The 24,517-nt window shown below is 66.0% G+C and carries 18 protein-coding genes; 10 read left to right on the plus strand and 8 right to left on the minus strand.

From position 1 onward, the window contains the following. The first annotated feature begins 3 nt into the window (after window positions 1-3). From A9973_RS18850 to A9973_RS18865, 4 genes are all read left to right on the plus strand, one after another. The gene (locus A9973_RS18850; protein ID WP_370539505.1) at window positions 4-1,416 is read left to right on the plus strand and encodes a sensor histidine kinase N-terminal domain-containing protein; all 1,413 of its coding nucleotides are present in this window, start codon (window positions 4-6) and stop codon (window positions 1,414-1,416) included. Next, window positions 1,406-2,485 (plus strand): ABC transporter substrate-binding protein, encoded by a 1,080-nt coding sequence (locus tag A9973_RS18855; RefSeq protein WP_255469214.1) that lies wholly within the window; start codon window positions 1,406-1,408, stop codon window positions 2,483-2,485. The genes A9973_RS18850 and A9973_RS18855 overlap by 11 nt, the downstream gene beginning before the upstream one ends. A gap of 176 nt (window positions 2,486-2,661) precedes the next feature. Continuing rightward, window positions 2,662-3,390, plus strand: a complete 729-nt coding sequence (locus A9973_RS18860; protein WP_183015230.1) for a LuxR C-terminal-related transcriptional regulator — start codon at window positions 2,662-2,664, stop codon at window positions 3,388-3,390. A 204-nt stretch (window positions 3,391-3,594) separates the two neighbouring features. Then, window positions 3,595-3,915, plus strand: coding sequence for a DUF4148 domain-containing protein (locus tag A9973_RS18865; RefSeq protein WP_183015231.1), 321 nt, complete (start codon window positions 3,595-3,597; stop codon window positions 3,913-3,915). Window positions 3,916-4,059: 144 nt separating this feature from the next. Here A9973_RS18865 and A9973_RS18870 read toward each other — a convergent pair whose 3' ends face one another. After that, window positions 4,060-4,923, minus strand: a complete 864-nt coding sequence (locus tag A9973_RS18870; protein ID WP_183015232.1) for a LysR substrate-binding domain-containing protein — start codon at window positions 4,921-4,923, stop codon at window positions 4,060-4,062. Between the two features lie 150 nt (window positions 4,924-5,073). Here A9973_RS18870 and A9973_RS18875 point away from each other — a divergent pair, with 150 nt between their 5' ends. Then, window positions 5,074-6,198, plus strand: a complete 1,125-nt coding sequence (locus A9973_RS18875) for an agmatine deiminase family protein (RefSeq protein ID WP_183015233.1) — start codon at window positions 5,074-5,076, stop codon at window positions 6,196-6,198. A gap of 6 nt (window positions 6,199-6,204) precedes the next feature. Here the strand turns inward: A9973_RS18875 and A9973_RS18880 are convergent, their stop codons facing one another. Continuing rightward, complete coding sequence (locus A9973_RS18880; RefSeq protein ID WP_183015234.1) at window positions 6,205-7,254, minus strand: hypothetical protein; 1,050 nt, start codon at window positions 7,252-7,254, stop codon at window positions 6,205-6,207. Window positions 7,255-7,425: 171 nt separating this feature from the next. On the opposite strand from A9973_RS18880, the gene A9973_RS18885 reads away from it, so the two are divergent. From A9973_RS18885 to A9973_RS18895, 3 genes are all read left to right on the plus strand, one after another. Further along, the gene (locus A9973_RS18885; RefSeq protein ID WP_183015383.1) at window positions 7,426-8,070 is read left to right on the plus strand and encodes a cysteine hydrolase family protein; all 645 of its coding nucleotides are present in this window, start codon (window positions 7,426-7,428) and stop codon (window positions 8,068-8,070) included. A gap of 306 nt (window positions 8,071-8,376) precedes the next feature. Further along, window positions 8,377-10,839 carry a penicillin acylase family protein gene (locus A9973_RS18890; protein ID WP_183015235.1) on the plus strand — a complete coding sequence of 821 codons (2,463 nt, stop codon included), beginning with the start codon at window positions 8,377-8,379 and terminating at the stop codon, window positions 10,837-10,839. An 85-nt stretch (window positions 10,840-10,924) separates the two neighbouring features. Beyond that, the gene (locus A9973_RS18895) at window positions 10,925-11,368 is read left to right on the plus strand and encodes a hypothetical protein (RefSeq protein WP_183015236.1); all 444 of its coding nucleotides are present in this window, start codon (window positions 10,925-10,927) and stop codon (window positions 11,366-11,368) included. Between the two features lie 30 nt (window positions 11,369-11,398). Here A9973_RS18895 and A9973_RS18900 read toward each other — a convergent pair whose 3' ends face one another. The 3 genes from A9973_RS18900 to A9973_RS18910 form a co-directional block, all read right to left on the minus strand. Further along, entirely contained in the window at window positions 11,399-11,932 is a 534-nt protein-coding gene (locus tag A9973_RS18900) for a phosphonate degradation HD-domain oxygenase (protein ID WP_183015237.1), read from the minus strand. A gap of 163 nt (window positions 11,933-12,095) precedes the next feature. Next, a complete protein-coding gene (locus tag A9973_RS18905) occupies window positions 12,096-12,818 on the minus strand; it encodes an META and DUF4377 domain-containing protein (RefSeq protein ID WP_255469215.1) in 723 nt (240 codons plus the stop codon). A gap of 377 nt (window positions 12,819-13,195) precedes the next feature. After that, window positions 13,196-19,201 carry a DUF3320 domain-containing protein gene (locus tag A9973_RS18910; RefSeq protein ID WP_183015239.1) on the minus strand — a complete coding sequence of 2,002 codons (6,006 nt, stop codon included), beginning with the start codon at window positions 19,199-19,201 and terminating at the stop codon, window positions 13,196-13,198. A gap of 192 nt (window positions 19,202-19,393) precedes the next feature. Here A9973_RS18910 and A9973_RS18915 point away from each other — a divergent pair, with 192 nt between their 5' ends. After that, window positions 19,394-20,164: a substrate-binding domain-containing protein gene (locus A9973_RS18915; protein WP_183015240.1), complete on the plus strand. Its 771-nt coding sequence runs from the start codon at window positions 19,394-19,396 to the stop codon at window positions 20,162-20,164. 21 nt (window positions 20,165-20,185) lie between these two features. On the opposite strand, the gene A9973_RS18920 is transcribed toward A9973_RS18915, so the two are convergent. Both A9973_RS18920 and A9973_RS18925 read right to left on the minus strand, forming a co-directional pair. Continuing rightward, window positions 20,186-21,172: a tripartite tricarboxylate transporter substrate binding protein gene (locus tag A9973_RS18920; protein ID WP_183015241.1), complete on the minus strand. Its 987-nt coding sequence runs from the start codon at window positions 21,170-21,172 to the stop codon at window positions 20,186-20,188. An 82-nt stretch (window positions 21,173-21,254) separates the two neighbouring features. After that, window positions 21,255-22,676: a CoA transferase gene (locus tag A9973_RS18925; RefSeq protein WP_183015242.1), complete on the minus strand. Its 1,422-nt coding sequence runs from the start codon at window positions 22,674-22,676 to the stop codon at window positions 21,255-21,257. 102 nt (window positions 22,677-22,778) lie between these two features. Between A9973_RS18925 and A9973_RS18930 the strand changes: the two genes are divergently transcribed. Beyond that, window positions 22,779-23,675: a LysR family transcriptional regulator gene (locus tag A9973_RS18930; protein WP_183015243.1), complete on the plus strand. Its 897-nt coding sequence runs from the start codon at window positions 22,779-22,781 to the stop codon at window positions 23,673-23,675. On the opposite strand, the gene A9973_RS18935 is transcribed toward A9973_RS18930, so the two are convergent. Further along, the gene (locus A9973_RS18935; protein ID WP_183015244.1) at window positions 23,640-24,503 is read right to left on the minus strand and encodes a lysozyme inhibitor LprI family protein; all 864 of its coding nucleotides are present in this window, start codon (window positions 24,501-24,503) and stop codon (window positions 23,640-23,642) included. The two genes, A9973_RS18930 and A9973_RS18935, sit on opposite strands and share 36 nt — an antisense overlap. Between the last annotated feature and the right edge of the window lie 14 nt (window positions 24,504-24,517).

A 24,517-nucleotide genomic window follows, 5' to 3' on the forward strand; every position in this document is an offset into this window, starting at 1 on the left:
CCCGTGCCGCACGGCCGCATCTCCGTCCGCCGCCGCCTGCTGGCCATGCTGATGACGCTGTTCGCCGTCGGCTTGGGCGCGCTGTACCTGCTGGTGCGCGGCTACGCGCATCAGACCGCCGACACCACTTACGACCAGTTGCTGCGCGCCTCGGTGCTTTCCATGGCCGACAGCCTGCAACTGGTCCAGGGCGAATGGCAGATGGACATGCCCTACGCGGCGCTGGCCCTGCTGGAGCAGGCGCCGCGCGACCGCGTGTTCTACCGGGTATCCACCGGCGGCGGCGTGCTGATCTCGGGCTATGCCGACCTGCCGTCCCTGCCAGGCCGCGCAGACACTGATGGCGCCGGCGATTCGCCCCAGCTGTACACCGCGGCCTATCAGGGCGAGCCCGTGCGCATCGCCTGGATGGAGCGCAAGATCGCCGGCCCCCGCAACGCCGAATCGGCCGTCATCCAGGTCGCGCAAACACGCGAGGCCCGCAACGCATTGGCGGAAAACATCCTTTGGCAGGGCACGCTGGCCCTGATCGGCTTCACGGCCGCGGCGCTGGCCTTGGCGTACTGGGGCCTGCAACGGTCGCTGTCCCCCATCCAGCGCATTGAACGCGAACTGGCCGCCCGCAACGCCTCCGACCTGCACCCGATCGCCGCGCCCGTGCCCGAAGAGCTGGACACGCTGGTGCATTCGCTGGATGGTTTCATGGCGCGCCTGGCCGACAACCTGGACACGCTGCGCCTCTTCATCGCCGAGGCTGCGCATCAGCTGCGCACGCCGCTGGCCGCACTGCACGCGCAGATGGAGGTGGCGCTGGACGAAGAAGACCCGGCCGAGCAGCGCCGCAGCCTCGCGGCCGTGCTGCGCAATGCCGAAAAACTGTCGCGCCTGGTCAATCAACTGCTTAGCGACGCCAGCGTCATCCACCGCAGCAACGTCAAGCAGTTCCAACCCGTCAACGTGGCCGACCTGCTGAGCCAGGCCGTCCATGACACCGTGCCGCAAGCCGATCCCCAGCCGGATGTCCGGCTGCATCTGCCCGATGCCGCCACCACCCGGCCGCCCGTCGTGCTTGGCGACAGCCTGATGCTGCGCGAAGCCTTCAAGAACCTGATCGACAACGCCCTGCGCCACGGCGCCAACAACGACGGCCACATCGACATCCGGCTGGACGCCGACGGCGGCGACTGGCGCATCGCGGTATCGGACCTGGGGCCGGGCATTCCGCCAGCGCTGGCCAACACCGCGTTCGAGCGCTTCGCCCGCGGCCCCAATCCGCGCGCGCCCGGGGCCGGCCTGGGGCTGTCCATCATCAAGCGCGTCGTCGATGTCCATCAGGGCAAGCTCAACCTGAGCAACCGCGTGGGCGGCGGCCTGGATGCGGTCATCACCTTGCCGGCGGCCCCTCATGATGCGTAGCGCCCTGTCCTGGATCCGCGTGATCGGCGCGATGGCCGCCGTGCTGTGTGCCACGCCGTTCGCCGCGCCGGGGCACGCCGCCGAGGTCAACGGGAGCGGGTTGACGCTGGGCCCGGCGGACAGCAAGAACGTGCTGATCCTGCATGCCTCCAACAGCGTGCAGGTGTTTCGCGGCGTACTGGAGGACTTCAGCGAACTGAACCCCGGCATCCGGCTGGAATACACCGAGCTGTCCACGCAGCAGCTCTATCGCGACACCCTCGAACGCGCGGCGCAGCCTGCCGCCAAGCGCGGCCCCGACCTGGTCATCAGCAGCGCCATGGACTTGCAGACCAAGCTGGTCAACGATGGCCATGCGCAGATGCACGTGTCGCCGGAAACCCGCGCGCTGCCCGCCTGGGCCAACTGGCGCGACGAGGTCTTCAGCATCGGCACTGACCCGATCGTCATGGTCTACAACACGCGCCGGCTCGCCGCCGCGCGGGTGCCGCACACCCGCCGCGAACTGCTGTCACTGCTGCAGGCGCCCGACCGGCCACTGGCGGACCGCATATCGACCTACGACGTGGACGGCAGCGGCATCGGCTACCTGGCCGCCACGCAAGACACGCGGCTGGACAGCATGGCCGGCGCCTTGCTGGCCGCCTTCGGCCGCAATGGCGTGTCCGTCCACGAGTCCACCGAGGACGCCCTGGACAAGCTTGCGCGCGGCGACATCACGCTGGCGTACAACTTGCTGGAGTCCTACACCCGGCACCGGATCGACCAAGGCGCGCCGCTGGCGATCATCTACCCGCAGGACTACACGCTGATGCTGTCGCGCTCGGCGATCATCCCGAAACAGGCGCCGCGCGGCGATCTGGGCGCCCTCTTGCTGGACTATCTGCTGTCGCCCCGCGGCCAGGAGATGCTGGCCCGGCAGTCCGGCATGCGCCCGGTCAACGCCTCGGTCATCCCGGCGGCGGGCGTGCGGCCCATGGCGTTGGGCGTGGGGCTGCTGGTGTATCTGGATCCGTTGAAAAAGCGGCACTTCCTGGACGTGTGGCGGGCCGCCATCCAGGCGCCCTGACGGTGCCCGCCTTCGGCACCCGGCCCTGACGCGCCCTGGTGGAAATATCCCGGTACTACGGCACCAGGACTCGGCTGCGTCCGCCCAGAAGCGATGGATTTTCTCCCGGACCGCCATTTCACGCGCATAATTTCTTTCCGGGCCGGCTTGCCGACCACGATCGTTGGAGGCATGCCATGGCCGAGCATCAGATCGCTTTGCGGACATCGTTCGATGCGGCGCATCCCGTCGCGGATGCCTCCCCGCCATGGCGCGGCATTCCCCCCAAGGCCCGCAGCGTGGCCGACGCCGAAGATGCCACCCGGCGCGGCGGGCGGCTCCAACGCCACCCAGCCGTGTCCATCGGCTGGCAATCGATCGACAGCGCCTACTCGGGATTCGGCGAGGCCGTCCTGCTCGTGGGCAAGGGGGCCATCGTCGAAAAGATGTCCGCGCTGGCTCGGCGCTATCTGGACGACGGCCATGGCTGGTCGACGCGCAATGGCAGGCTGCGCCATGCGGATCCCAAGGTCCAGCGCCTGTTCGACGCCTATTGCGTCGCCGTGGCGCGCGACCGGAAAATGCGGGCCCTGGCCACCACGGCCAGTTGGGGGGAAGTCTTCTGGATGGATATCGGCCCGGCCCCTGACACGTTGAACCCGCAAGGCGAACGCATGATCCTGGTGCGCATGCGCCGCAATAGCGCCTTCTCCATGCCGGATGCGACCCGGCTGAGATCCGTGTTCTCCATCACCCACGCCGAAGCCGCCGTGCTGGCGGGTCTTGCGGCCGGCCACAGCGTGGAAGAAGTGGCAACGCTGCGCCAGGCGTCGGTCCTCACCGTGCGCAAGCAAGTGGCCTCGCTACTCAGCAAAATGGAATGCCATCGCCAGTCGGAGCTCGTGCGGCTGGCATCCTTGCTGTAATCGGACGACACCCCCGCGGCGCATCCGGCGTACCCAATATTGAGTATGCGGCTTCCCCCCATGCGGCCCTACCATGAGGCCGAAGCCAAGGGAGGAGGGACCCTCCGGTCACGCGGCTGCTCTTGCCCAAGCCTGCATTTCCGCATGCCCGCGAGAACACCGGGATCCAACGCCGCGATCACTGTCGTCATCAAGGAGCTCCTCATGAAGACTGCCCTCTCGTTCCGCGCCCTCGCCTCCGTCGCGCTGGCGGCAAGCGCCCTGCTGTCCGGCGCCGCCGCCGCGCAACAGGCCGTCGCCCCCACGACCGCCGCGCCCGAACCCAACATCACGCTCAGCCGCGACGACGTCATGCGCGATCTGGCCGCCTGGAAGAACTCGGGCGTGGAAAGAAACTGGAACAGCGACAACACCCCCGACATCAATAGCCCGGAATATGTCGCCAGCTACCGGAAGTATGTGGATACGGTCAGGCCTGCCGCGTCGCAAATGCCTGCGCAGTCGCAGAATCAGGGCAAGTGGTAACGCACCCGCGCTTCGCCCCACTGTCCGGGGCGAGATCCCCGTCGCGACGGCAGTGAACGCTCACCGCCCGTTCCGCCCCTTCCTGGTGCAAAGCGACCATGGCCTGCGCACCAGGCGCAACGGGTGGCGCCTGCGCATCGGCCGCTAGGGCGCCGCCTCCAGCTCCTGGCGCAGCCACTCGCAAAACGCGCGCGTCAACGGGTCGTCCTGACTGTCGCGGTGGACCAGCCAAGTCCATTTCGGCCCTTGCACCGTCTGCGCCGAGAGCGCGCGAAGAGAACCGTCCTGGTGCCAGCGCGCAGCCAGCAACCCACTGACCAACGCCATGCCCAGGCCCTCGCGCGCCGCATCCAGCAACTGGCCGGCGTCAGAGAAATTCATGCCCTGCCCGCGCTGGCCCACATTGGCCCCGCCCTGCGTTTCCCAATGGCTCCAGTCCATCTCCCGCTCGCCATGCAGCGTGGCAGGCGGGCCGGCGGCGCCTGCGAGCAGGCTGGGGTGGCACGCGGGGTACAGCCGGTCTTCGACCAGCACCCGGAAGGCGCAATCCGCCTGCGGGCCCAGATCATCGCGAATCGCCACGTCCACCGTCTGCTTGGCCATATCCGGCGCGGCGTCGCTGGTGTACAGCCACAAGTCCGCTTGCGGATGCCGCTGGCGAAACGCGTTCAACCTGGGCAGCAGCCAATGGCGTGAAAACGCCGGGGTGGTGTTCACGATCAATTGGTCGGGCTTGCGGTACTGGTCCAGCCTGCGGATGCCGGCGGCCAATTGCTGCAGCATCGCCTGCGTCGTCGCAAGCAGGTCCCAGCCGGCATCGGTCAACGAGACCGTGCGCCCCTGCCGGAAGAACAAGGGCTGGCCCAACAGTTCCTCCAGACTACGGACCTGCTGGCTGATCGCCGACTGCGTCAGATGCAGTTCGTCGGCGGCCTTATGGAAACTGCCCAGCCGGGCGGCCGCCTCGAAACCGCGCAGCCCATTCAACGGCGGCCATTGTTTAAGCATATCAATAAGTTCTACTAATCATAATTCCACTGAATATATCGCTTGTCCGGGGCTTTTATCCAGCAATACACTGCTTTTCAAGAGGTGTGCACGCCTTCCTTTTCACATAACCGATATTTATCAATGCAATCCGGATTCCAGGAGCCCCCTGTGCCCTCCCGTCGTCGACTCATCCAACAAACCTCTCTGCTTATCGGCGCCCGCGCCGCCGCCGCGCTCGGTCTGGGCCTGCTGGCGCCCGCCGCCAAAGCCGCATCCGGACCCGCCTGGCGCATGCCCGACGAAAGCGCGCCTCAAGCGCGCGCCTTCATCGCATTCGGCGCCCAGGACGCCATCTGGGATGACTTCACCGCCGACGTCCAGGCTGCGCTGGGCCGCATCGCCCGCGCCATCGCCGGCTTTCAACCCGTCACCGTGTTCTGCCGCGCGGGTGAACTGCGGCAGGCGCAGCGCCATTGCGGCACGGCCAACATCACGTACGTGGAAACCGGCCTGGACGACATCTGGATGCGCGACATCGGCGCCAACTTCGTGCTGAACGGACAGGGCGGCACCGCCGGCGTGGACTTCAATTTCAATGGCTGGGGCGGCAAGCAGCGCCATGCCGCCGATGCCGGGATCGCCGCCGAAACCGTGGAACTGGCCGACGCCGAATACATGCAAAGCGACCTCATCGGCGAAGGCGGCGGCATCGAGGTCGACGGCCGCGGCACGGGCATCATGACGGAGAGCAGCTGGATCAATCCCAACCGCAACCCCGAGTGGGCCAAGGCAGAGGTCGAAGACGAACTGAAGCGCTGCCTGGGCCTGCGCAAGATCATCTGGCTGCCCGGCATCAAGGGCCGCGACATCACCGACGCCCACGTGGACTTCTACGCCCGCTTCGCGCGTCCCGGCGTCGTCGTCGCCAACCTGGACATGGATCCGGATTCCTACGACTACGCCCTGACGCGCAAGCATCTGGACATCCTGCGCCGCGCGACCGACGCCGACGGCAACGCGCTGGAAATCCACACGATGAGCCCGCCGCTACACCCGCGCCGCAGCAAGTTCCTGGACGGCAACGACGATTTCGCGGCCGGCTACATCAATTACTTCGTCATCAACGGCGCGGTCATCGCGCCGGAGTTCGGCGACCAGGACGCGGACCGGAAGGCGCGCGACTTGCTGGCGCGGCTATATTCCGGCCGCAAGATCGTGCAAATCGACATCGATGCCATCGCCTCGGGCGGCGGCGGCATCCACTGCGTGACGAACCAGCTGCCCGTGGCCTGAGGCTGGTCAGGCCAGATACGACGCCACTTCTTCGGCCGTCAGGTAGCGCGTGAAGGTCATGGACGGCTGCTGCGCGTCATGGATGATGCCGTTGAATCCCGACCAGTTGCGCTGCGTGCCCTCTTCCGTCTCAAGCGCGACCAGCACACACTTGCCGTGCTTTTCCATGTTGTGGCGCAGCGCCGCTTCGCCCCAGGCCCACAGCATCGGCTGGACCAGGGCGCCGTCGGCGTACGCGCCGATCTGCAGCCACTGGAAGTCGGCGGTATCCCGCTCCATCTCGGGCTGGCGCGGCGCGACCTCCCGCTTGACGCCCAGCACCCCGGCATGTTCGCCAATGATGATCTGCAGCAGCGTGAACGCGTGGAAGGTGTTGTTGATGGCGTGCGCCCGCGCCACGAAACCCGACCGGGACGCGGGCATCACCACGACCAGCTCGTCCTCGTAGCTGACTTGCGCGGCCATCCACAAATAATGCAGCTGCTCGAAAGGCAGGCTGTCGTTGTTCGTGGCCATCGGGTGCAGCAGGGCCATCAGCCCGGCGTCGGAGACAAACGCGTGATGGTTGCCTTGATCGCGCATCAGCATCGTCATCATGGGCAAGACCAGCACGTCCACAGCCTGATGCAGCGCTTCGACCTCCCAGCGCCGGTCTTCCGGCACGGCCGCCAACGCCGCTTGCGCGTCGGCCCAGGCCTGCCGGTCGGCCTCTTCGACCTCTTCATCGTCGTCTTCCACTTCCAGCGCGCAATAGGGGCGCAGGGTCTGCAGCCATTGGCGCAACAGCGATTGCAGGGTCGGGAACAGGATGACGGGATCCGCATCGTCTTCCACCAGCGAACCGCACATCAGCGCCAGGGCCGAGGCCCGGTTGGGGTGAAGCCGGGGGAGCAGATCGGCGCAGGCCTGAAGGCAGTCCGCGGTGTGGGCCGGATCTTGCGCGCAGGCGTAGAACGCGCCGACCTCGGGGCGATTGAAGAATTGCTCCAGGGGATCCAGATCGTCGGGCGTGGCGATCGGGGCGGAAAGCGCGGCGGCAAGGTCGTCGATGGGCATAGGAAGAGGCGGCGAAGGTTGGCGTGATGTCGGTGAGATGCGGGAGCAGCCGGCGTCCGCCCGCGCAAATGGGGGCCAGCAGCGCTGATTATCATCTGGATTCCCCGCATCAAGACGGCCATGGTAGATTCATTCGTCGTTCTCAACGCCGAACCTGCCATGCCGCCATCCATGGAACCTGCAAACGCCGATCCGAAGCCCCTGCGGCCGGGCACGGGAAATGTCGCCGCAGCGCAAAGCTCAAGCACCCGGCTCCCGGCAATCGACCCTGCGAGCACCGCGCTGCTGGTCATGCATTACCAGACCGACATCCTGGAACTCTTTCCCTCGGTGGCCCCCGCCTTGCTCGCCAACACGCGCCGCTTGTGCGATGCGGCCCGGCACAGGGGCATCAGCGTCTTTTTCGCCAACATCCGGTTCAGTCCCGGCTACCCCGAAGTCAGTCCGTTGAACAAGAATGGGCAAGGCATCAAGCAGCTAGGACTGTTTGTGGACGACACGCTCTCGCCCGGACTCAACCGACAAGCCAGCGAACCGCTCATCATCGCGCATCGCGCCAGCGTGTTCTTCGGCACCGATCTACAGGTCCGGCTGTCGGCGCAGGGCGTCGATACGCTGATGATGGCGGGCATCGCCTCGACCGGCGTCGTGCTGTCGTCGGTGGCGTATGCCAGCGACGCCGACTTCCGCCTGCTGACGGTCAAGGAATGCTGCTACGACCCCGACGAAGTCGTGCACGAACGCCTTTTCGCGACGGCATTCGAGTCGCGCACGACGGTGCTTTCGTTGGACGAGGCCCTGGCAATGCTGACGTGACCGGCGCAAGAAACGCCGGCCTCAAGGTACGCTGCCATCCTGATAAAAGTATCAGACTGCAAGGCCGCTGACGGGGTCCCGCAGCGGCCTTTCGGGGCAGGAGCCGCCCCGGAGGCTTGGTTGCCGGATTCGTCCATGCGTTCACCCGACCGGTCCGGCGTTACAAGCCCACTCAAATTTCATTAAAAGAAACACCTCTTTCGCCCCGCCTGATTTAGTTGTATCGCTTGCTTGCGGGGTCGTCCGGCAGCGCGACGCTCCGGGACTTTCAGGCATATACAAAAGCAATAAACCGGAGGAGGAGCCATGCGTATTCTTTATCGCAGGATCGCCGCATTGCTGGCGAGCGGGCTGATTGTCGTGGTGGCCGGCTGCGCCGCGCCCGGCGGCAAGAAGGACACGATCAGTATGGCGGGGCTGTCCCAGCCCGTGGAGATCGTCAGGGACAAACACGGCGTGTCGCACATCTATGCGCAGAACCAGAACGACCTGTTCTTCGCCCAGGGTTTCAGCGCCGCGCGAGACCGCTTGTGGCAGCTGGACCTGTGGCGCCGCCAGGGCGAAGGCAAGATGGCCGAACAGTTCGGCCCGCGCTTCATCGAGCAGGACCGCGCCGCGCGCCTGTTCCTCTTCCGCGGCGACATGCAGGCCGAGTTCGCCAGTTACCACCCCGAAGGCCGCGCCATCCTGACCGCGTTCGCCAATGGCATCAATGCCTACGTGAATTGGGTCAAGGCCAACCCCGAGCAATTGCCGCCGGAGTTCAAACTGACCGGCACCGAACCGGGTTACTGGAGCCCGGAGACCTCGCTGATCCGCATCTACGCGCTGACGCGCAACCTCAACGAAGAAGTGAAGATGGCGCAGCAGGTCGCCGCCTTGGGGGTGAACAACGTGCAGGGATTAAGCACGTTCGAGCCGCCTTTGGCCTTGCAGGTGCCGGCGGGGCTGGATGTGCGCGCCATCGACAAGACCGTCCTGGCCAATTACGCCTTGGCGCGCGATGGCCAGAAATTCGTCGCGGCCGATTTCCCGCGCAGTCCGCTTGCGGCCGATCAGCGCGCAACGCTTGCCAGCGCATTGTCGGAAGGCAGGCTGGCGTCGCTGGACCCGGATTTCGATCCGATGGCGACCCGCTATGAAAGCAACAACTGGACGTTGGGCGGCCAGCACACCGCCACCGGCAAACCCATCCTGGCGGGCGACCCGCACCGGTCGATCACCATGCCGTCGCTGCGCTACATGGTGCATCTGAACGCGCCGGGCTGGAACGTGATCGGCGCCGGAGAACCCGCATTGCCGGGCGTTTCCATGGGCCACAACGACCGCATCGCATTCGGCCTGACGATCTTCGCATTCGGCGACGAAGAGGATCTTTACGTCTATGACACCAACCCGGCCAATCCCGACGAATACCGCTACCAGGGCCGCTGGGAAAAGATGCGCCAGGTCGACGAGTCCATCCCGGTGCGAGGCGCCGCGCCCGCCGTGCGCAACCTGAAGTTCACGCGCCACGGCCCGGTGATCCAAGAAGACCGGATCCGCCACAAAGCCTACGCCTTGCGCGCCGCCTATCTGGAATACCCCGGCACGGCGGCCTATCTGGCCAGCCTGCGCCTGAACCAGGCGCAGAACTGGAACGAGTTCGTCGCCGCCATGGAAAAGCACTACACGCCCAGCGAAAACATGGTGTACGCCGACGTGGACGGCAATATCGGCTGGTTCGGCGGCAGCATCGCGCCGATTCGTCCGCGCGGCGATTGGTCGGGCATGTTGCCGGTGCCCGGCAACGGCGATTTCGAATGGCGCGGCATCCTGCCGGGCAGCGCGCTGCCCCGCGCCTACAACCCGCCCGAAGGCTACGTGGCAACGGCCAACGAGTACAACCTGCCTGCCGACTTCCCCTACAAGGACATGTCGGCGCGCACCTGGGCCGAACCCTACCGCGTCCAGCGCATCCGGGAAGTGCTGGCCGAAGGCAAAGGGCTGACGGTGCAGCAATCGCAGGATCTGCAATACGACAACCTCTCGATCCCGGCTCGCACGCTGATGGGCTACGCCAAGTCCCTGAACGCCGCCGACCCCGCATTGAATGACGCGTTGGGTCTGCTGAAGGATTGGGATTCCCGCATGGAGACCGAGTCGCGGGCCGCCTCGGTCTACGCCTTCTGGCTGCCTGAAGTGGTCAAGCGCGTGACGGATCTCTACGTGCCGGCGAACGGGCGCGCGGCCTTCGGCGAACTGTCTACCCGCAAGACGCTGGAGAAGCTGGCGACCCCCGACGCCGCCTTCGGCCCCCGGCCGGAACAAGGCCGGGACGCGCTGCTGCTGCAGGCGCTGGCCGATGGCGTGCAGAAACTGCGCGCCAAGCTGGGTCCCGATTCGACGCAATGGCAATGGGGCAAGCTGCATCACATCCAGTTCGAGCACAGCCTGGCCAGCCTGCTGCCGCCTGACACCGCCCGCGCCTACGGCACGCCGCGCTATCCGGTGAGCGGCGACAACGACACGGTGCATCGCGCCACGTTCCGCAAGAGCGATTTCCGGCAGATCAGCGGGTCGTCGTACCGCCAGGTGATCGACGTGGCGGACTGGGACAACTCGCGCGTCCAGAACGTGCCCGGGCAATCGGCCGACCCGCGCAGTCCGCACTACCAGGATCTGCTCAAGGACTGGGCCACGGGCAACTACTTCCCCATGGCGTTCAGCCGGGCCAAGGTGGATAGCGAACGCGCGGACACGCTGACGCTGCGGCCCTCGGGGAATTGAGAAGACGGAACGACTAACCGGCACCGAGCCGCGATGTCAGGACCATATCGCGGCCCGGCCTCTTTCATTCATTAAAGGAGATTGCATGTCCCAAAGTACCCTTCCCGGCACCCGACCTTCCGAACGCCGGCGGCCCAGCGAACGGCGCTTCTGGTTTATCGTCCTGGCCGGCACGCTGGCTGCCTTGGGCTACGAAATCGTGTCCTTGCTGCAAGGCGATTTTTCGGCTGCGAAGAAGCTGTTGTTGCCCGCGCTTCTGCTGGCGTGGCTGTACCGCGGCAGCGCATGGGCCCGCTGGATCCTGATGGCGCTGCTGCTGGGGTTCGGCGCCCTCAACCTGTACCTTGGACTCGGGCTGCTGCAAGACGCTCCCGACCGCCTGCTGTACGTGGCCGTTTTCAGCGCCTTCATGATGGCGACAGGCCTGTATCTGGCATTCGCCAAAAACGATTTCGCCCGCTATCGCGGTTACGTCGCAGTGCGCGAAGACCTGCGGGCGCGCGGAAGGCGGACGGCACCCCGGACCTGACCGGGATTTGGCTGCGGGGCGAGGGCGGGCTCAGGCCGCCCGCAAGCAACGTCGGGCCATCCCGACATAGTGCGCAAGCGGCGGCGTGCGCAAGCCCACCACTTTCGCCAAGTCGTCATAGCGGCGCAACCGCACCGCCTCCAGCGCGTGCGGTTGCGCGGCAAACGCCTCTGCCTGCTCCGGCGTGAACACCCCGCCCTGCAGCTCCAGGCTGTGCACCGACACGGGCGATAACGTGTCCAGATAGGCCGGGTCGATCGCGCCCAGATAGCGCTTGGCCGCCACATGCAGGCGCACCGGCGCGGTCACGTCGTCGCCGAACAACTCGGCCAGCGCGTTGGCGCCCACTTCCTGGTGGCGCATGTCGGTGGTGATGCTTTCCGCAAGCATGAGATGGCCAAGGTCGTGCAGCAACGCGGCCACGGTCACCGCTTCGGACTCCCCGGCCTGCTCGGCAAGCTGCGCGCATTGCAGCGCATGCTCGGTCTGGCTGATGCGTTCCCCGCCGTAGTAGGCGGCGCCATGGTTGGCGAACAGGCTTTCGATATAGAGCAGGGTCAGCATGGGATGGCCTCGCAGGCGGCAGATAACGGAAAAGATATCCCGGCGCAATTACATCTAGATGACTAGATGCCATGAGTGACAAAAAAAACGCCAGTGCACAGCTCATCCCCGAACTGCGCACTGGCGCCCTGCACTGGACGCCCTTATCCGGCGTCGATCATTTTTACTTCCCCGACGCGTCCTGCTCCACCACCATGTCCAGCACGTACACCTTGGACGGCGCATCGGCGGGCGGGTTCTTCCAGTCGTAGCGCTTCACGCGCAGCACGGTGCGCACGCCGTCCTTGTGCGCGAAGCCTTCGATCGACTGATACAGCGGATGCCACTTTTCCTGCGCCGGCTGCTGCACGCCCGCGTCGTTATAACGGCGTTCGCGCACCATCAGGCACTGGTAGTTCGGAATCATCGGGTGGCTGCATTCCGCCTTCTTCGCGGCCACTTCCAGGAATAGGGTTTCCCCGGCGCTGCCGTACAGCGTCTCGGGCGTCGGCTCGCCGACGAACGTCAGGACGCTGCCGTCCTGCGCGACCAGTTCCAAGGCGGGTTCGGCGGTGTCGCCGGACAAGGTCGCGCGCAAGTCGCCCTTCACACGCTGATTGATCTCCGCGTCCAGCTGCATCAGGCTCTGTTCGCAAGCCTTCATCGTGGACGCCAGGTTGCTCACGTGCAGCACGCCGTTCTTGTAGGTGTACCCGCCGAATTGCGCGTTGCAGCCGCCACGGATATTCAGAGCGTCATTCGCGAACGTCAGGCGCAGCTGATGCTCGATGCCTTTTTGCAGCGCGGCGATCGGCTTGCCCGACGCGTCGCTGGCGGATGTCAGGCGCCAGTAGTACGCGGGCAGGGTCAATTGGCTGGCGGGCGACGTGGCGGCAGAAGTGGGCATGGAGGACGATCCTTCGCTGGGCGGGGTAACCGGAGCGCAAGCCTGAAGCAGCGCGGCGCATGCGGACGCAAGGAGGATTATTTTTTTCATGGTTCGTTCCTGTAAGCCGGATGGCACTGATGAAAAGCGGGATTCTACGTACACAGTGTGGACGAATTCGGCTGACCGGCTTTCAGAGCGTTTCCAAATCTTGCTGGATAAGCGGCTGCAGAAAGGCGGCCCAGGCGGTGCCTTAAAGCGCCGCCCCCCTCCTGCAAACGCTGAAATCAGGGTTATCCCTGACCGACCGCTGACGACGCGCGGGCGTTTACAGTCTGACACCTTACGCCGGCGCCCGGCGCCGGCATCGTGGGCGTCCCTGCCTCGCAGGCCGTCCGCTATCCCGTCCGCAGCATCCCCGCCTCTTCCCGCACCGCGCCTTGCCGCACAAGCGCCGACACGGCCAGGCCGACCCGGCTTTCCGCATCCGCCAAGGTCCGCGCCATCCCCAGCATCCGGCACACCGACTTGATCACGTCCGCCTTGGGCGCGTTGCCGGCCATGGCCAAGACATGCATGACGCCGTTGGCCAGTTCCTGGATGCACACGTCGTCAATCCGGCGGCGGGTGGCGTCATCGTCGCCGGCGCCGCGAAAGCCCTTCCAGTCTTCAGGCTTCACGTCCGCGGGCCAATAGAAGGTGGCTTGCCCTTCCTCGGTCTGCCCCACGTCCATCGGCGTCAAGGTGCGCAGCCGCTCGACGATCCTGACGCCCGTGCGCTCCAGGCCCCACGCCCGCGCGACCTTACGATGCAGCACGGTTTCGGCGATCGGGCCTTCGGTATCGATCACGACGCGCAACTGCTCGGCCACCTGGCTGTTGTTGGCGCGGCTGTAGAACGCCTCGGCATCGCCGCCTTCCAGGTCTGCCAGCGGATACACCGGTACGCCGCCCGCGATGCCGGCCGCCGCCGACGCGCCGTTGCCGCCCGCCCACGCCCCCTCTTCCGTCGTGATTTCGAACGCCACCGCGCGGCCGCCGTCCGGCGCGCCCGCCTGGACCACGTCCTGCGTCGCTTCCGCTTCTATTTCCGCTTCCGCTTCTGGTGCTTCCTCGGGCTGACGCTCCAGTTCCGCTTTCAATCGGGCCAGGATCTTCTCGACTTCCCGCTCGGGGTTGATCCACCAGTCGGTCGACCAGACCCGATGCAGGCGCCATCCCAAGCCTTCCAGCACCACCTGCCGCAGGCGGTCCCGGTCGCGCGCCGTGGCGCCGGAATGATAGGCGCGGCCGTCGCATTCGATCCCCATCAGATACCGACCCGGCGCGCGCGGATCCACCACGCCCATGTCGATCCGGTATCCCGAACATCCGACTTGCGGGTGCACGGTCCAGCCATGATTGCGCAGCACCTTGATGACTTGCGTCTCGAACGGGCTGTCCGGTTCACGCCCGGTCGGCAGCGACTGCTCGACCAGCGCGCGCGGCCCCTTCAACGCGAATTCCAGATAGTGCTTCAAGTCCCGCACGCCCGTGGCCCGCACGCGCGACAGGTCGATCTGCTCGGGCATCAGGGTGCTGTAGATCACCACGCCTTCCCGCGCCCGCGAAATCGCGACGTTCAGGCGGCGATGTCCGCCTTCGCCATTCAGCGGCCCGAAGTTCATCGTCATCTTGCCAGCCGCATCCGGGCCGAAGGTGATCGAAAAGTAGATGACGTCGCGCTCGTCGCCCTGCACGTTCTCCAGGTTCTTGATGAAGAGCGGCTCGCGGGACTGGGCGGAAATCGCCTTGTCCAGGTCGGCGTTCGCACGGCGGCGGGCGTCCAGCAGCGTTTCGATCAGCGACTGCTGGGGCTGGTTGAACGTAACCACGCCCAGCGTCTGGCGGCGGCGCGACTTGTCCAGATAGTGCTGTTCGATGCCTTGCACGATGGCTTCGGCTTCGCGGCGGTTGGTGCGGCTGCCGCCCCGGTCGTAAACGCCGGAAACCTTCTCCAGGCGCACGGCCACGTCATCGGTGACGGGCGACGGGAACGTGATCAGCTGCGAGTCGTAGTAGGTGACGTTGCTGAAGGTGATCAGGCTTTCGTGCTTGCTGCGGTAGTGCCATTGCAGGCGCAGGCGGTTCATGTCGGCGCCCAGGCACTCGTCCAGGATGCTCTCCAGGTCTTCGACCTGGCCGTCGTCGCCCGAGCCGTCCTCCTCCGGCGCGGATTTGCTGAAGAAGCTGGTGGGCGGCAGTTGCTTGGTGTCGCCCACCACCACCAGTTGCTGGCCGCGCGCGATCGCGCCGACGGAATCCCACACCGGAATCTGCGACGCTTCGTCGAAAACGACGACGTCGAACTGCGAATGGCCGGCGTCCAGGTATTGCGCCACGGACAAGGGCGACATCAGCAGGCAGGGCTTCAGTTTCGGCAACAACGACGGCAGGCGCTGCATCAGCTGCCGCACGGGGACGTGGCGGGCCTTCTTCTGCAATTCGCGGCGCAGCAGCCCCAGTTCGCTGTCGGGGCTGACCAGGATGCCGTTGCCCGCGGGCACCTTGCCGGCCAGCACGGCGGCGATATACGCCGACGTCAGCTTCTGGAACCGGTCGTCGGCGTCGCGGAATTCGCGGATCTTGCGTTCGTGGTCGGCGCTGGAGAAAGAGCGCAGCACGGGCGAATGGTCGATGACTTTCTTCACCCACCAATTGCGGTAGCTGAATTCGAAATGGGATTCGACCTGCTCCAACGGCACCCGCCCTTGCTCCAGCGATGCGACCAGCCCTTGCAATTGCGCGCCGACGGCCTGTTCGCGGGCATCGCGCCACACGCACCAGGGCATCAGGAACTGCTTGTTGTGGCGCCAACCGGCCAGGACGGACTGGATGCGTTCCAGCGCGCCGTTGGCGTCCGCGGCGCCCGCCAACGGCTCGGTGGGCTTTGCCAGCGCGTCGGCCTCGGCCAGCCTGTCCCGTAACGCGCGCCACGTGTTGCGGGCGTCCAGCAGGCGCTTGCCCAACGCCGCGTCCGGCTGCAGGAACGCGCGGTTCTCGCCCACCAGCGGTTGCAGCCGCGTGCGCAGATCCGCCGCGGCGGCCGGGTCGCCCGCGACCCGCGTGACGACTTCTGCAAAGCGCTGCGCCCATTGCTCGTGGCGCTGGACCTGCTCCCAATCGGTGTCGAGGCCCGTGTAGGCCTCTTGCAGCAGGCGCTGGGCATCGGCTTTCAAAACGGCCAGTTCCCGGTCTTCGGCGTTGACCGACGCCAAGGGCGCCAGCACCGCGCCGATCGCCGCCTCATCCGGGCGCTGGGCATCCGTGCGGTATGCGGCCAGGCGCTTGCGGATGCCGCCTTTGGCGAATATCGACTTCGGCCACCATGCCGAACACGCGGACAGCCATTCGGCCTTCAGCGCATTGGCATCCAGCTGCGCCAGTTGCGCGTTCCATTGCGTGCCCACTTGCCCCCAATGGGCATTGCGCGCCAACCCGTGGCGCGCCAGGGCCTGCACCTGGGAGCGCGCAGCCGGATCATGCGCCTGCGCGGCCAATCCGGCCGGCACGTGCGGCGCGGCCAGCAGCACGTCCATCAACGCGTCCAGCTTGGCGTAGGCGTCCAGGCTCAGCCCGGCCGCCGGCACGCCCAGGCCTTCGCCCGCCGCGACGACCTGTTGCTGGAACCCGGCCACCGCCTGATCCAGCGCCTGCGCCGCCGCCAGCAGCGCGTCCTGCCAACTGGGGCTCCATTCGGCCATGCCGATGTGCGCCAGCGGGTGGCCGTGCAGGGTGCCCAGTTCACCGGACAGGGTCGCCATGCGCCGGGCGGTCTCGCGCAATTGCGCCAGGTCCTTGCGCTCGTGCGCCTGCCCGTCCGGCCACGACATCGGCGAAGGCTCGCGCTCCGCGTTCTGGATGCACGTGCCGATGGCGTCGTACACCGTCAGGCCATTGGGGTGTTCGTGATGCAACGCGTCGACCAGCCCGTTCAGGTCATGGCGCAGCACGGCCAGGCGCTCGGCCTCGCGTGCCCAATCGTCGCCGGTGCGTTGGCCGCTGTGGTCCAGCGCCTTGCCCAGCTGTTGCAGCACTTCCGCCTTGCGCGCCTTGGACGAATGCAGTTCCAGGCAGAACGGGCCCAGGCCGATATTGGCCAAGCGGCGATGCACGACCTCCAGCGCGGCCATTTTCTCGGACACAAACAGTACGGTCTTGCCGCGCGCCAGCAGGTGGGCGATCAGGTTGGTGATGGTCTGGCTCTTGCCGGTGCCCGGCGGGCCTTCCAGCACCAGATCGCGGCCGGCGTCGACGGCGCAGATGGCTTTCAGCTGCGACGAATCGGACAGCAGCGGAGTCAGCAGATCCTCGGGCTTGTAGCTCTCGTCCAGCCGGTCGAAGCGCGCGTCCAGGGGCTCCTTCGCAAAGGCCTGCCCCGGATGGTCGATCAGGTGCAGCACGACGCGGTTGGCCTTCAACTGTTCGGTGCGGTCCTGCAGGTCCTTCCACATCAAATACTTGGTGAACGAGAAGATGCCCAGATGCACCTGCTCCAGCACTTCCCAGCCCGCGATCTCGCGCACGGCCAGGCGGAACGCCTGCAGCACGCGGGCCACGTCCACGCCCTTGTCGTCGGCGGGCAGGATGTCCAGGCCCGGGATGCGCAGTTCGTAGTTGTTGCGCAGCATTTGCAGCAACGTGGGGTTGATGATGGTCTCGTCGTCGTGGCGGACCAGACGGAAGCCGCTGCGCACGGATTGGCGCTGCAACGATACCGGCACCAGGATCAACGGCGCCAGATGGGCGCTTTCCGCGCCGGGGCTTTCCGTCCAGCGCAGCATGCCCATCGCCAGGTACAGCGTGTTGGCGCCGCCCTCTTCCAGGCCGGTGCGCGCCGCGCCGAAAATGGCCAGCAGGTTCGCGTCCAGCGCGTCTTGCGCGACGCGGGCGATCAATTCCTTGTTACCCAGCGCCTCCAGGGCCATGTCGTCCAGCGGCGCGCGGCCGCCCCGGCCTTGATGCACGTCGGCCATGCGCGGGTCGTCGCCGTCCATCAGCGCGGCGGGCAAGGGGCGGATGCGGAATTCGCTGCCGTCGACGATGGCGTCTTCCAGGCGGGCCAGGTCGGGCACGACCAGCGGCAGCGTGGACTTGGTCAGCTTGAAATTCAGCAAGCGGTTGCGCAACGTCAGGTCCAGCAGCCGCGACTTCCACTTGGCCAGGCGGCCCTCCGGCGTGTCGTCGGCGGGTTCCAGGCTGATGACGAACTCCGGATCCAGCGGCGGCAGATCGGGCGTGGGTTCGATGGCGGCGGGGCGTTCCACCTCGTGGTCGTCGCCAGGCACCGCCGGCGCGACGCGGGACGGCAGCGGCTTGATCTGCAATTCCCGTGCGCGGTGCACGTCGATGGCGTAGCGGAAGGTGTCCTCTTCGCGCAGGTGGGCAGCGCCCTGCTCCAGCGCAAGGCGCAAGGACGGGCGGAAGTTCGGGTGCTGGGCGATGCCGGTGGTTTCAAAAACCAGGAATTCGCCGCTGTCCACGCGCTTGCGCACTGCCTGCACATCGTCGGTCAACGGGTCCGCGAAGCAGGCCTGGTGCAGCCAGACGCCCACCCAGGCATGGCCGTCCTTCATCAGGATGACGGGGCGCAGCCCCGCCTGCTCCAGGCAGGACGAGAACAGCATCGCCAGATCCAGGCAGGTGGCCACGCGGGCCTCCATGATGCGGTCCGGCGTGCGGATCTTCTGGCCGTCCACGCCGAAGGACGCAGGCGGCTCGGCATAATGCAGTGACTCGGCGGCCAGAGTGCTGTAGATGGCCGACACCTGCTTCCAGACCACGTCGCGGCTCTTGGACTGGTAGCCGTTCATCTGCAGATCGGCGTACTGCGCGCGCAGCAGGCGGGACGCCTTGCCGATCAGCACGTCCACCGCCGGATTATTGGGCATCGAGAACGCGGCCAGCAGTTCGGGCAAGGCCCGCGTGCCGGCCCACTGGTCATAGGCCAGCACGGTGATGGGCTGCGACGCGCGGCCCAGTTCCTGCGCCCCCGCCTGCACGGCGACATCGATGCTGGCGCGCACGGCCTCTTGCAGGTCGGCCACATACGCATGATCCGGCGCCAGATCCAGCGGCGAGACGCGGCGGATTTCACCGGGGGCCAGCTTGTCGAAGCGCAGCTTGACCGTCTGCGCGAACGGCGGATTGCAGCGGAGTTGGACTTCGACGTTATCGAAGGCCTGCTGCGTGCGGTTGGTCAAACGCAGGGACCGCACGACGGGGACCGCATTCTGGATGGACGCGTAGCCCAGCGTCGGGTCCGCTTCGATCGCGATGGCGATGGCGTCGGGCGTGTTCAACCCTGCGGCGTGCGCCGCGCCTTCCTGGATCGCCGGCGGTTCCAGGTCTTGTCGCTTATCCATCGATGTCTCTCTGCGAATACGGGGCGTTGGCCCCATTTCTAATCTGCAAGGTCGAATTCTAAAGCCCGCATCGCATGGCGGCACCGCGTAACAGTCGGTACAAGCGGAATATTCGCGTGCGGGGAGGCGTCTATCCCATTGGCGCGCCGCATATCGGCGTTGATGGAAGACACTTGAATGAAGGTGAAGGATATGAAGTCGTTCAGAACATTCGCCGGCGGCATGCTCGCCATGGCCTGCCTGGCCGCCGCCCCCGCATGGGCCGCGCAAGACCTGAATGTGTACGGCCCCGGTGGCCCGGCGCCCGCCATGAAGGAAGCCGCCGCGGCATTCGGCAAGACGCATGGCATCACCGTCAACGTCACGGCCGGTCCCACGCCCGCCTGGGCCGACAAGGCCAAGCAGGACGCCGATGTGCTGTTCAGCGGCGCCGAGAACATGATGAGCGGCTTCGCCAGCGCCCTGCCCGGCGTGTTCGACCTGCGTGACGCCCGCACGCTGTACCTGCGCCCGTCGGCGATCCTGGTGCGCCCCGGCAACCCGAAGGGCATCAGCGGTTTCAAAGACCTGCTGAAGCCGGGCATCAAGGTGATGGCCGTGTCCGGCGCCGGGCAGACCGGCCTGTGGGAAGACGTGGCCGGCCGCCTGGGCGATATCGGGACCGTGCGCGCCTTCCGCGCCAACCTCGTCCTGCCTGAAGCCGCCAATAGCGCCATGGCGCGCACCCAGTGGACCGAAGACAAGAGCATCGACGCCTGGTTGATCTGGAATATCTGGCAGGTGTCGAACCCCACGCTGGCCAGCGTGGTGGACATCGAAGAGCCGTACCGCATCTATCGCGATGCCGGCGCGGTTGTGACCAGACAGGGCAAGGGCAATCCGCAGGCGCAGGCCTTCGTGGATTATCTGGCCTCGGCCGACGGCAAGGCGATCTTCAAGAAATGGGGCTGGAAGACGGACTGAACATCCGTCCCCCCTGCCCGGTCAATTCTCGGCTTTGAGCCCCAGGCGCTTGATCGTGTCGCTCCAGCGCGAGTATTCGGCGGCCACGTATTCCTGGCACGCCTTGGGGTCCTTGTTCATCAATTCGGCCCCCTGGAAGCGCAGGCTCTTCTGCACGTCGGGGTCTTTCAGCGACTCCTGCAATACCTGATCCAGCTTGGCCAGGATGGCGGGGTCGGTGCCCTTGGGCGCGATCAACACCTGCCAGGTGCCCGCATCGAAGCCTTTCAGGCCGGGCACGGCTTCGCTCAAGGCGGGCACGTCGGGCAGGCTGGCCGACCGCTTTTCCGACGTGACCGCCAGCGCGCGGGCCTGGCCGTTCTGAATGAAGGGCATGGCGCTGTTGAACGAGCCGGAATACATGAAATTCACGTTGCCGCTGACCAGGTCGGTCAAGGCCGGGCCGTTGCCCTTGTAGGGCACGTGCTGGATGTCCAGGCCCATGCGGTTCGCGATGTCCATGGACACCAGGTGGTCGATCGCCCCGTTGCCTGAGGATCCCTGGAAGTACTTGCCGGGATTCGCCTTGACCGTGTCGTAGAACTGGGCCGCGGACGTTTGATCCATGGCCTTGTTCGTCAGCAAGATCAGCGGCACGCTGACCGAGCAGCTGGCCGTCAGGAACGCCGTCTTGGGGTTCAGGTCATCGCGCCCGAACAATGGCGGCGCGGTCGTGATCGACGAGGTGCCGTACAGCAACGTATAGCCATCCGGTTTGGCGCGCATCAACTCCGCCGTGCCGATGTTGCCGCCCGCGCCCGGCTTGTTTTCGATGATGATGGGCACGCCCAGTTTCTGCGACACGGTCTTGAACAACACGCGTCCGATCGCATCCGTGGGGCCGCCCGGCGCAAAGCCGATGATCAGCGTGATGGGTTTGGCGGGATACCCGCCGGCCGCATGGGCGCCACCCGCCATACCCAGGATGGCGGCGGCCGCAAGCGTGCCCGCTACGCGTTGAATGTCCATGATGTCTCCTGTGTCTTTTTTTTCTGATGCGTTATTGGCGTCACTTCCAAGCCGTTACTTCCAAGCCATTGGCGCCGTCGTCCTACAACCACTGCGCGGGATGCGCGCCGTTTGGCGCCGGCGGCAATACCCAAGCCGCGCGCGTCCGGGAAAACTGCGCCACGGGCGGCAACTGTTCCAGCACGCCATAGGCGGATTCGCGCCGTTCCAGGAGGGGGTTCAATGCCAGCGCGAAATGGCGCCGCGGCTGCGCCGGATCGAAATCGTTCAACAGTCCCAGGTCCTGCACCCACATCGACGTGCGGGCCAACGACACCTTGACGTGATAACTGCCGCCTTCTTGCGCGCGGCGGATCAGCGCCTGCATGACGCCGGTGGCGCCCAGATACCCCGTCAGGTAGTCATTCAGCAGGTACGGCGGCACGACGCGGGGCTTGCCCTGCCCGCCCTCGCGCACCGAAATGCCGGTGACGGTCTGCCCCAGTTGCTCGAAGCCTCCGCGCTGCCCCCACGGCCCTTCGTCGCCGAACGCGGTCACCGTGACATAGATCACGCCAGGCCGGATCGCCGCGGCGTCCTCGGGGCCCAGGCCGCGCTTGCGCATGCTGCCCGGGCGCCACGATTGCACGACGACATCCGCGCCGGCGATCAGGTCGCGCGCCGCTTGCAGGCCCGTCGGCGCATCGAAGTCCAGGAACGCCGAGCGTTTGCCGATGTTCGTGTCCACGGTCTGACGGAACGGGTCCTGCATGGCCGGCGAGGTGACGCGCAAGACATCGGCGCCGTGCTCGGCCAGCGAACGCGCCACGACGGGTCCGGCGATCACATGGCCCAGATCCAGCACACGCAGCCCATCCAGCGGCCTGCAGTCAGCGCGGGCCGGCTCCGGCTCGCTGTCGGCGATCTTGATGATCTCGACCGCCGGCAAGCCGGCCAACAGCTTGCCCTGCGGATGGTTCGACCATTCTTCTTGCGACCGCGCGTACACGCCCGGCAATTTGCGTTCGGCAAATGCCGTTTCCAGATCGTCCCCGCGCCAGCGCGAAATGGCTTTGGCCAGCGCCGTGGTGGTGTTCGCGCAATCCAGGACTTCCAGCACGCCGTCGCGCAAATGCGGGTAGGAGCCGATCGGGAAAAACCAGCGCTCGTCGGCGGTCTGATAGAAATCCGCCTTCAGTTCCGTCAGCAACGACAACGCCGGCAGCGAAAACCCGCTTTGCGTTTGAAAGTGCCCGGGGTTCAACGAACTGGCTGCTTGCATCCAGTCGATGGCCACGGTCTGGCGTTGGCCCGTGGCCATGTGATGCCAGCGTTCGACGGTCAACGCATACGCGCCGATAGCGCTGGCGGCGGCCACGGTCAATTTATGCGGAGAATCGAATCGCGGACTGGCGCCATGGAAATGCAGGCGGTGTTCCGGGGCGTCCTGCCGGGTCCATTCGCGGCCCAGAAGCGCGGCGATGGCGGCGTAGGCATCGTGGGCCTGAGGTTTTGTCTCGCTCATTGTTTTATCCAGACGGGCGGTGATAACGAAGCCCAGTCTAGGAGCGCCGATTTTCCGTGTCCAACATATAATTCAATAATCTGTAAGACATAAAAGGTCTTTATGCTGAACAGCCGATTACTGCGCCAGTTCATCGCCGTGGCCGAAGAACTGCACTACGGCCGCGCGGCCCTGCGCGTCGGGATCGCGCAATCGCCGCTAAGCCAGGCCATCCAAAAGCTGGAAGCGCACGTAGGCACGCCCCTGTTCGTGCGCAACAAGCGCAGCGTGGCGCTTACCCCGGCGGGCGCCGTATTCCTTGAAGAAGCCTATCAATGGCTGCGATATGAACGCGTGGCGATCGAACGCGCCCAACATGCGACGGGCGGTGAAATCGGCCAGCTATCCATGGGGTATATCGGCAGCGCCGGTTACGGCTTCATGCCGGATCTGATCGGCCAGTTCCGGCGCGACTATCCCCAGGTCAAACTGCGGGTTTTCGAAATGACCACGCGCGACCAGCTGGAACGCATCAAGGGACGGTACCTGGACGTGGGCATGTTGCGCACGCCGCTGGCCGACGACGAAACCATAATCGCGTCGATGCGATACCGGCACGACCGCCTGATGTGCGCGTTGCCGCACACGCACCGGCTGGCCAGCCGCCGGTCTGTCGCACTGAAGGAACTGGCCCGCGAGTCATTCGTGGCCTTTACGCGGCAGAACGTGCCGGCGGCCCACGCGCAATTGATATCCGCCTGCGCCACGGCCGGCTTCTATCCGCAGATAGACCAGGAAAGCGCGCAGATCGGCAGCGTCATCTGCCTGGTCGCGGCGGGCTTGTCCGTGGCCTTGATCCCCAGCAACCTGAAGTCGCTGATGCACCCGAAAGTCAGCTATGTGCCGCTGTCGGACACGACGGAATTCCTGAAGCAGGAAGTCGGCCTGGCCTGGCGCCGCGACGACGCAAACCCGGCGCTGGCGTCATTTCTGAAGGTGGCGGCCCGGCTGGCCAGTTGAGACATCGCGGCCATAGGCGGGTTCGGTCAGGCAGGATTTGAGCCAGTCGAAATCGTCCGACGCGTCGATTTCACCGTCGATCTTCGGCAGCGGTTCGGACGCGTAGACATGCTGCGGCTGCTCCGGCTGCGTGTTCCATTTCGCCTGGGTGTCGCCCACGCTGGCGCAAGCCTCGTCAGAACTATTGAACGAGCACGACGCCACGACGCGGGGCTTGCCGCCCACCACATCGGCGACATACCGCTTGGTGTACACCGCGCCCGACGCCCAGGATTCATCCACCGAGCAAATGCGGTCGTTGTTCTGGTAGTGGCGGGTCGAAAAGCAGCCGTAATAGGCGTAATCGCGCGGCAGCACGTCGCAAGACGTCCAATAGCCCGCGAACTCGCCGCCTGTGAATTGCGCCTGGAACTGCTGTTGCTGAACGGCCAGGCGGATCATCTCGGGCGTCGTGGAACCCTTCCTGGTTTCCTTGAACTGCGCTGCGCGGCCGCCGATCAGTTCGCGGGCGGCCTCGCCCACTGTCTTGTCATCGGGCAGCGAATCGGCGTCGTCGATCAGGTGGTCCAGCGCCCGGTCGCGCGCCGCGACCCAGCGCTTCTGGCTTGCCACCAGCATGTCGCGGATTTCGCCGTTGGGCGCCTGCTTCAGAATCGCGTTGTAGGCCCGGTTCAAATCGGCGTCGGCCGCCACGGTCTTCTTGTCCGAGCAAATCAGCTTTTCGGCCGGCGTTCCCGCCTTGGCGCAGTTGATCGCCAGCGCGGGCGCCGACGCCATGGCCAGGCCGGCAAGAAGCAACAGCTTTACTGCGGGAAATTCGGATTTCATCAAGTTCTGCTCTG

The sequence above is a fragment of the Achromobacter sp. UMC46 genome (assembly GCF_014170335.1).
GTDB lineage: Bacteria > Pseudomonadota > Gammaproteobacteria > Burkholderiales > Burkholderiaceae_B > Achromobacter.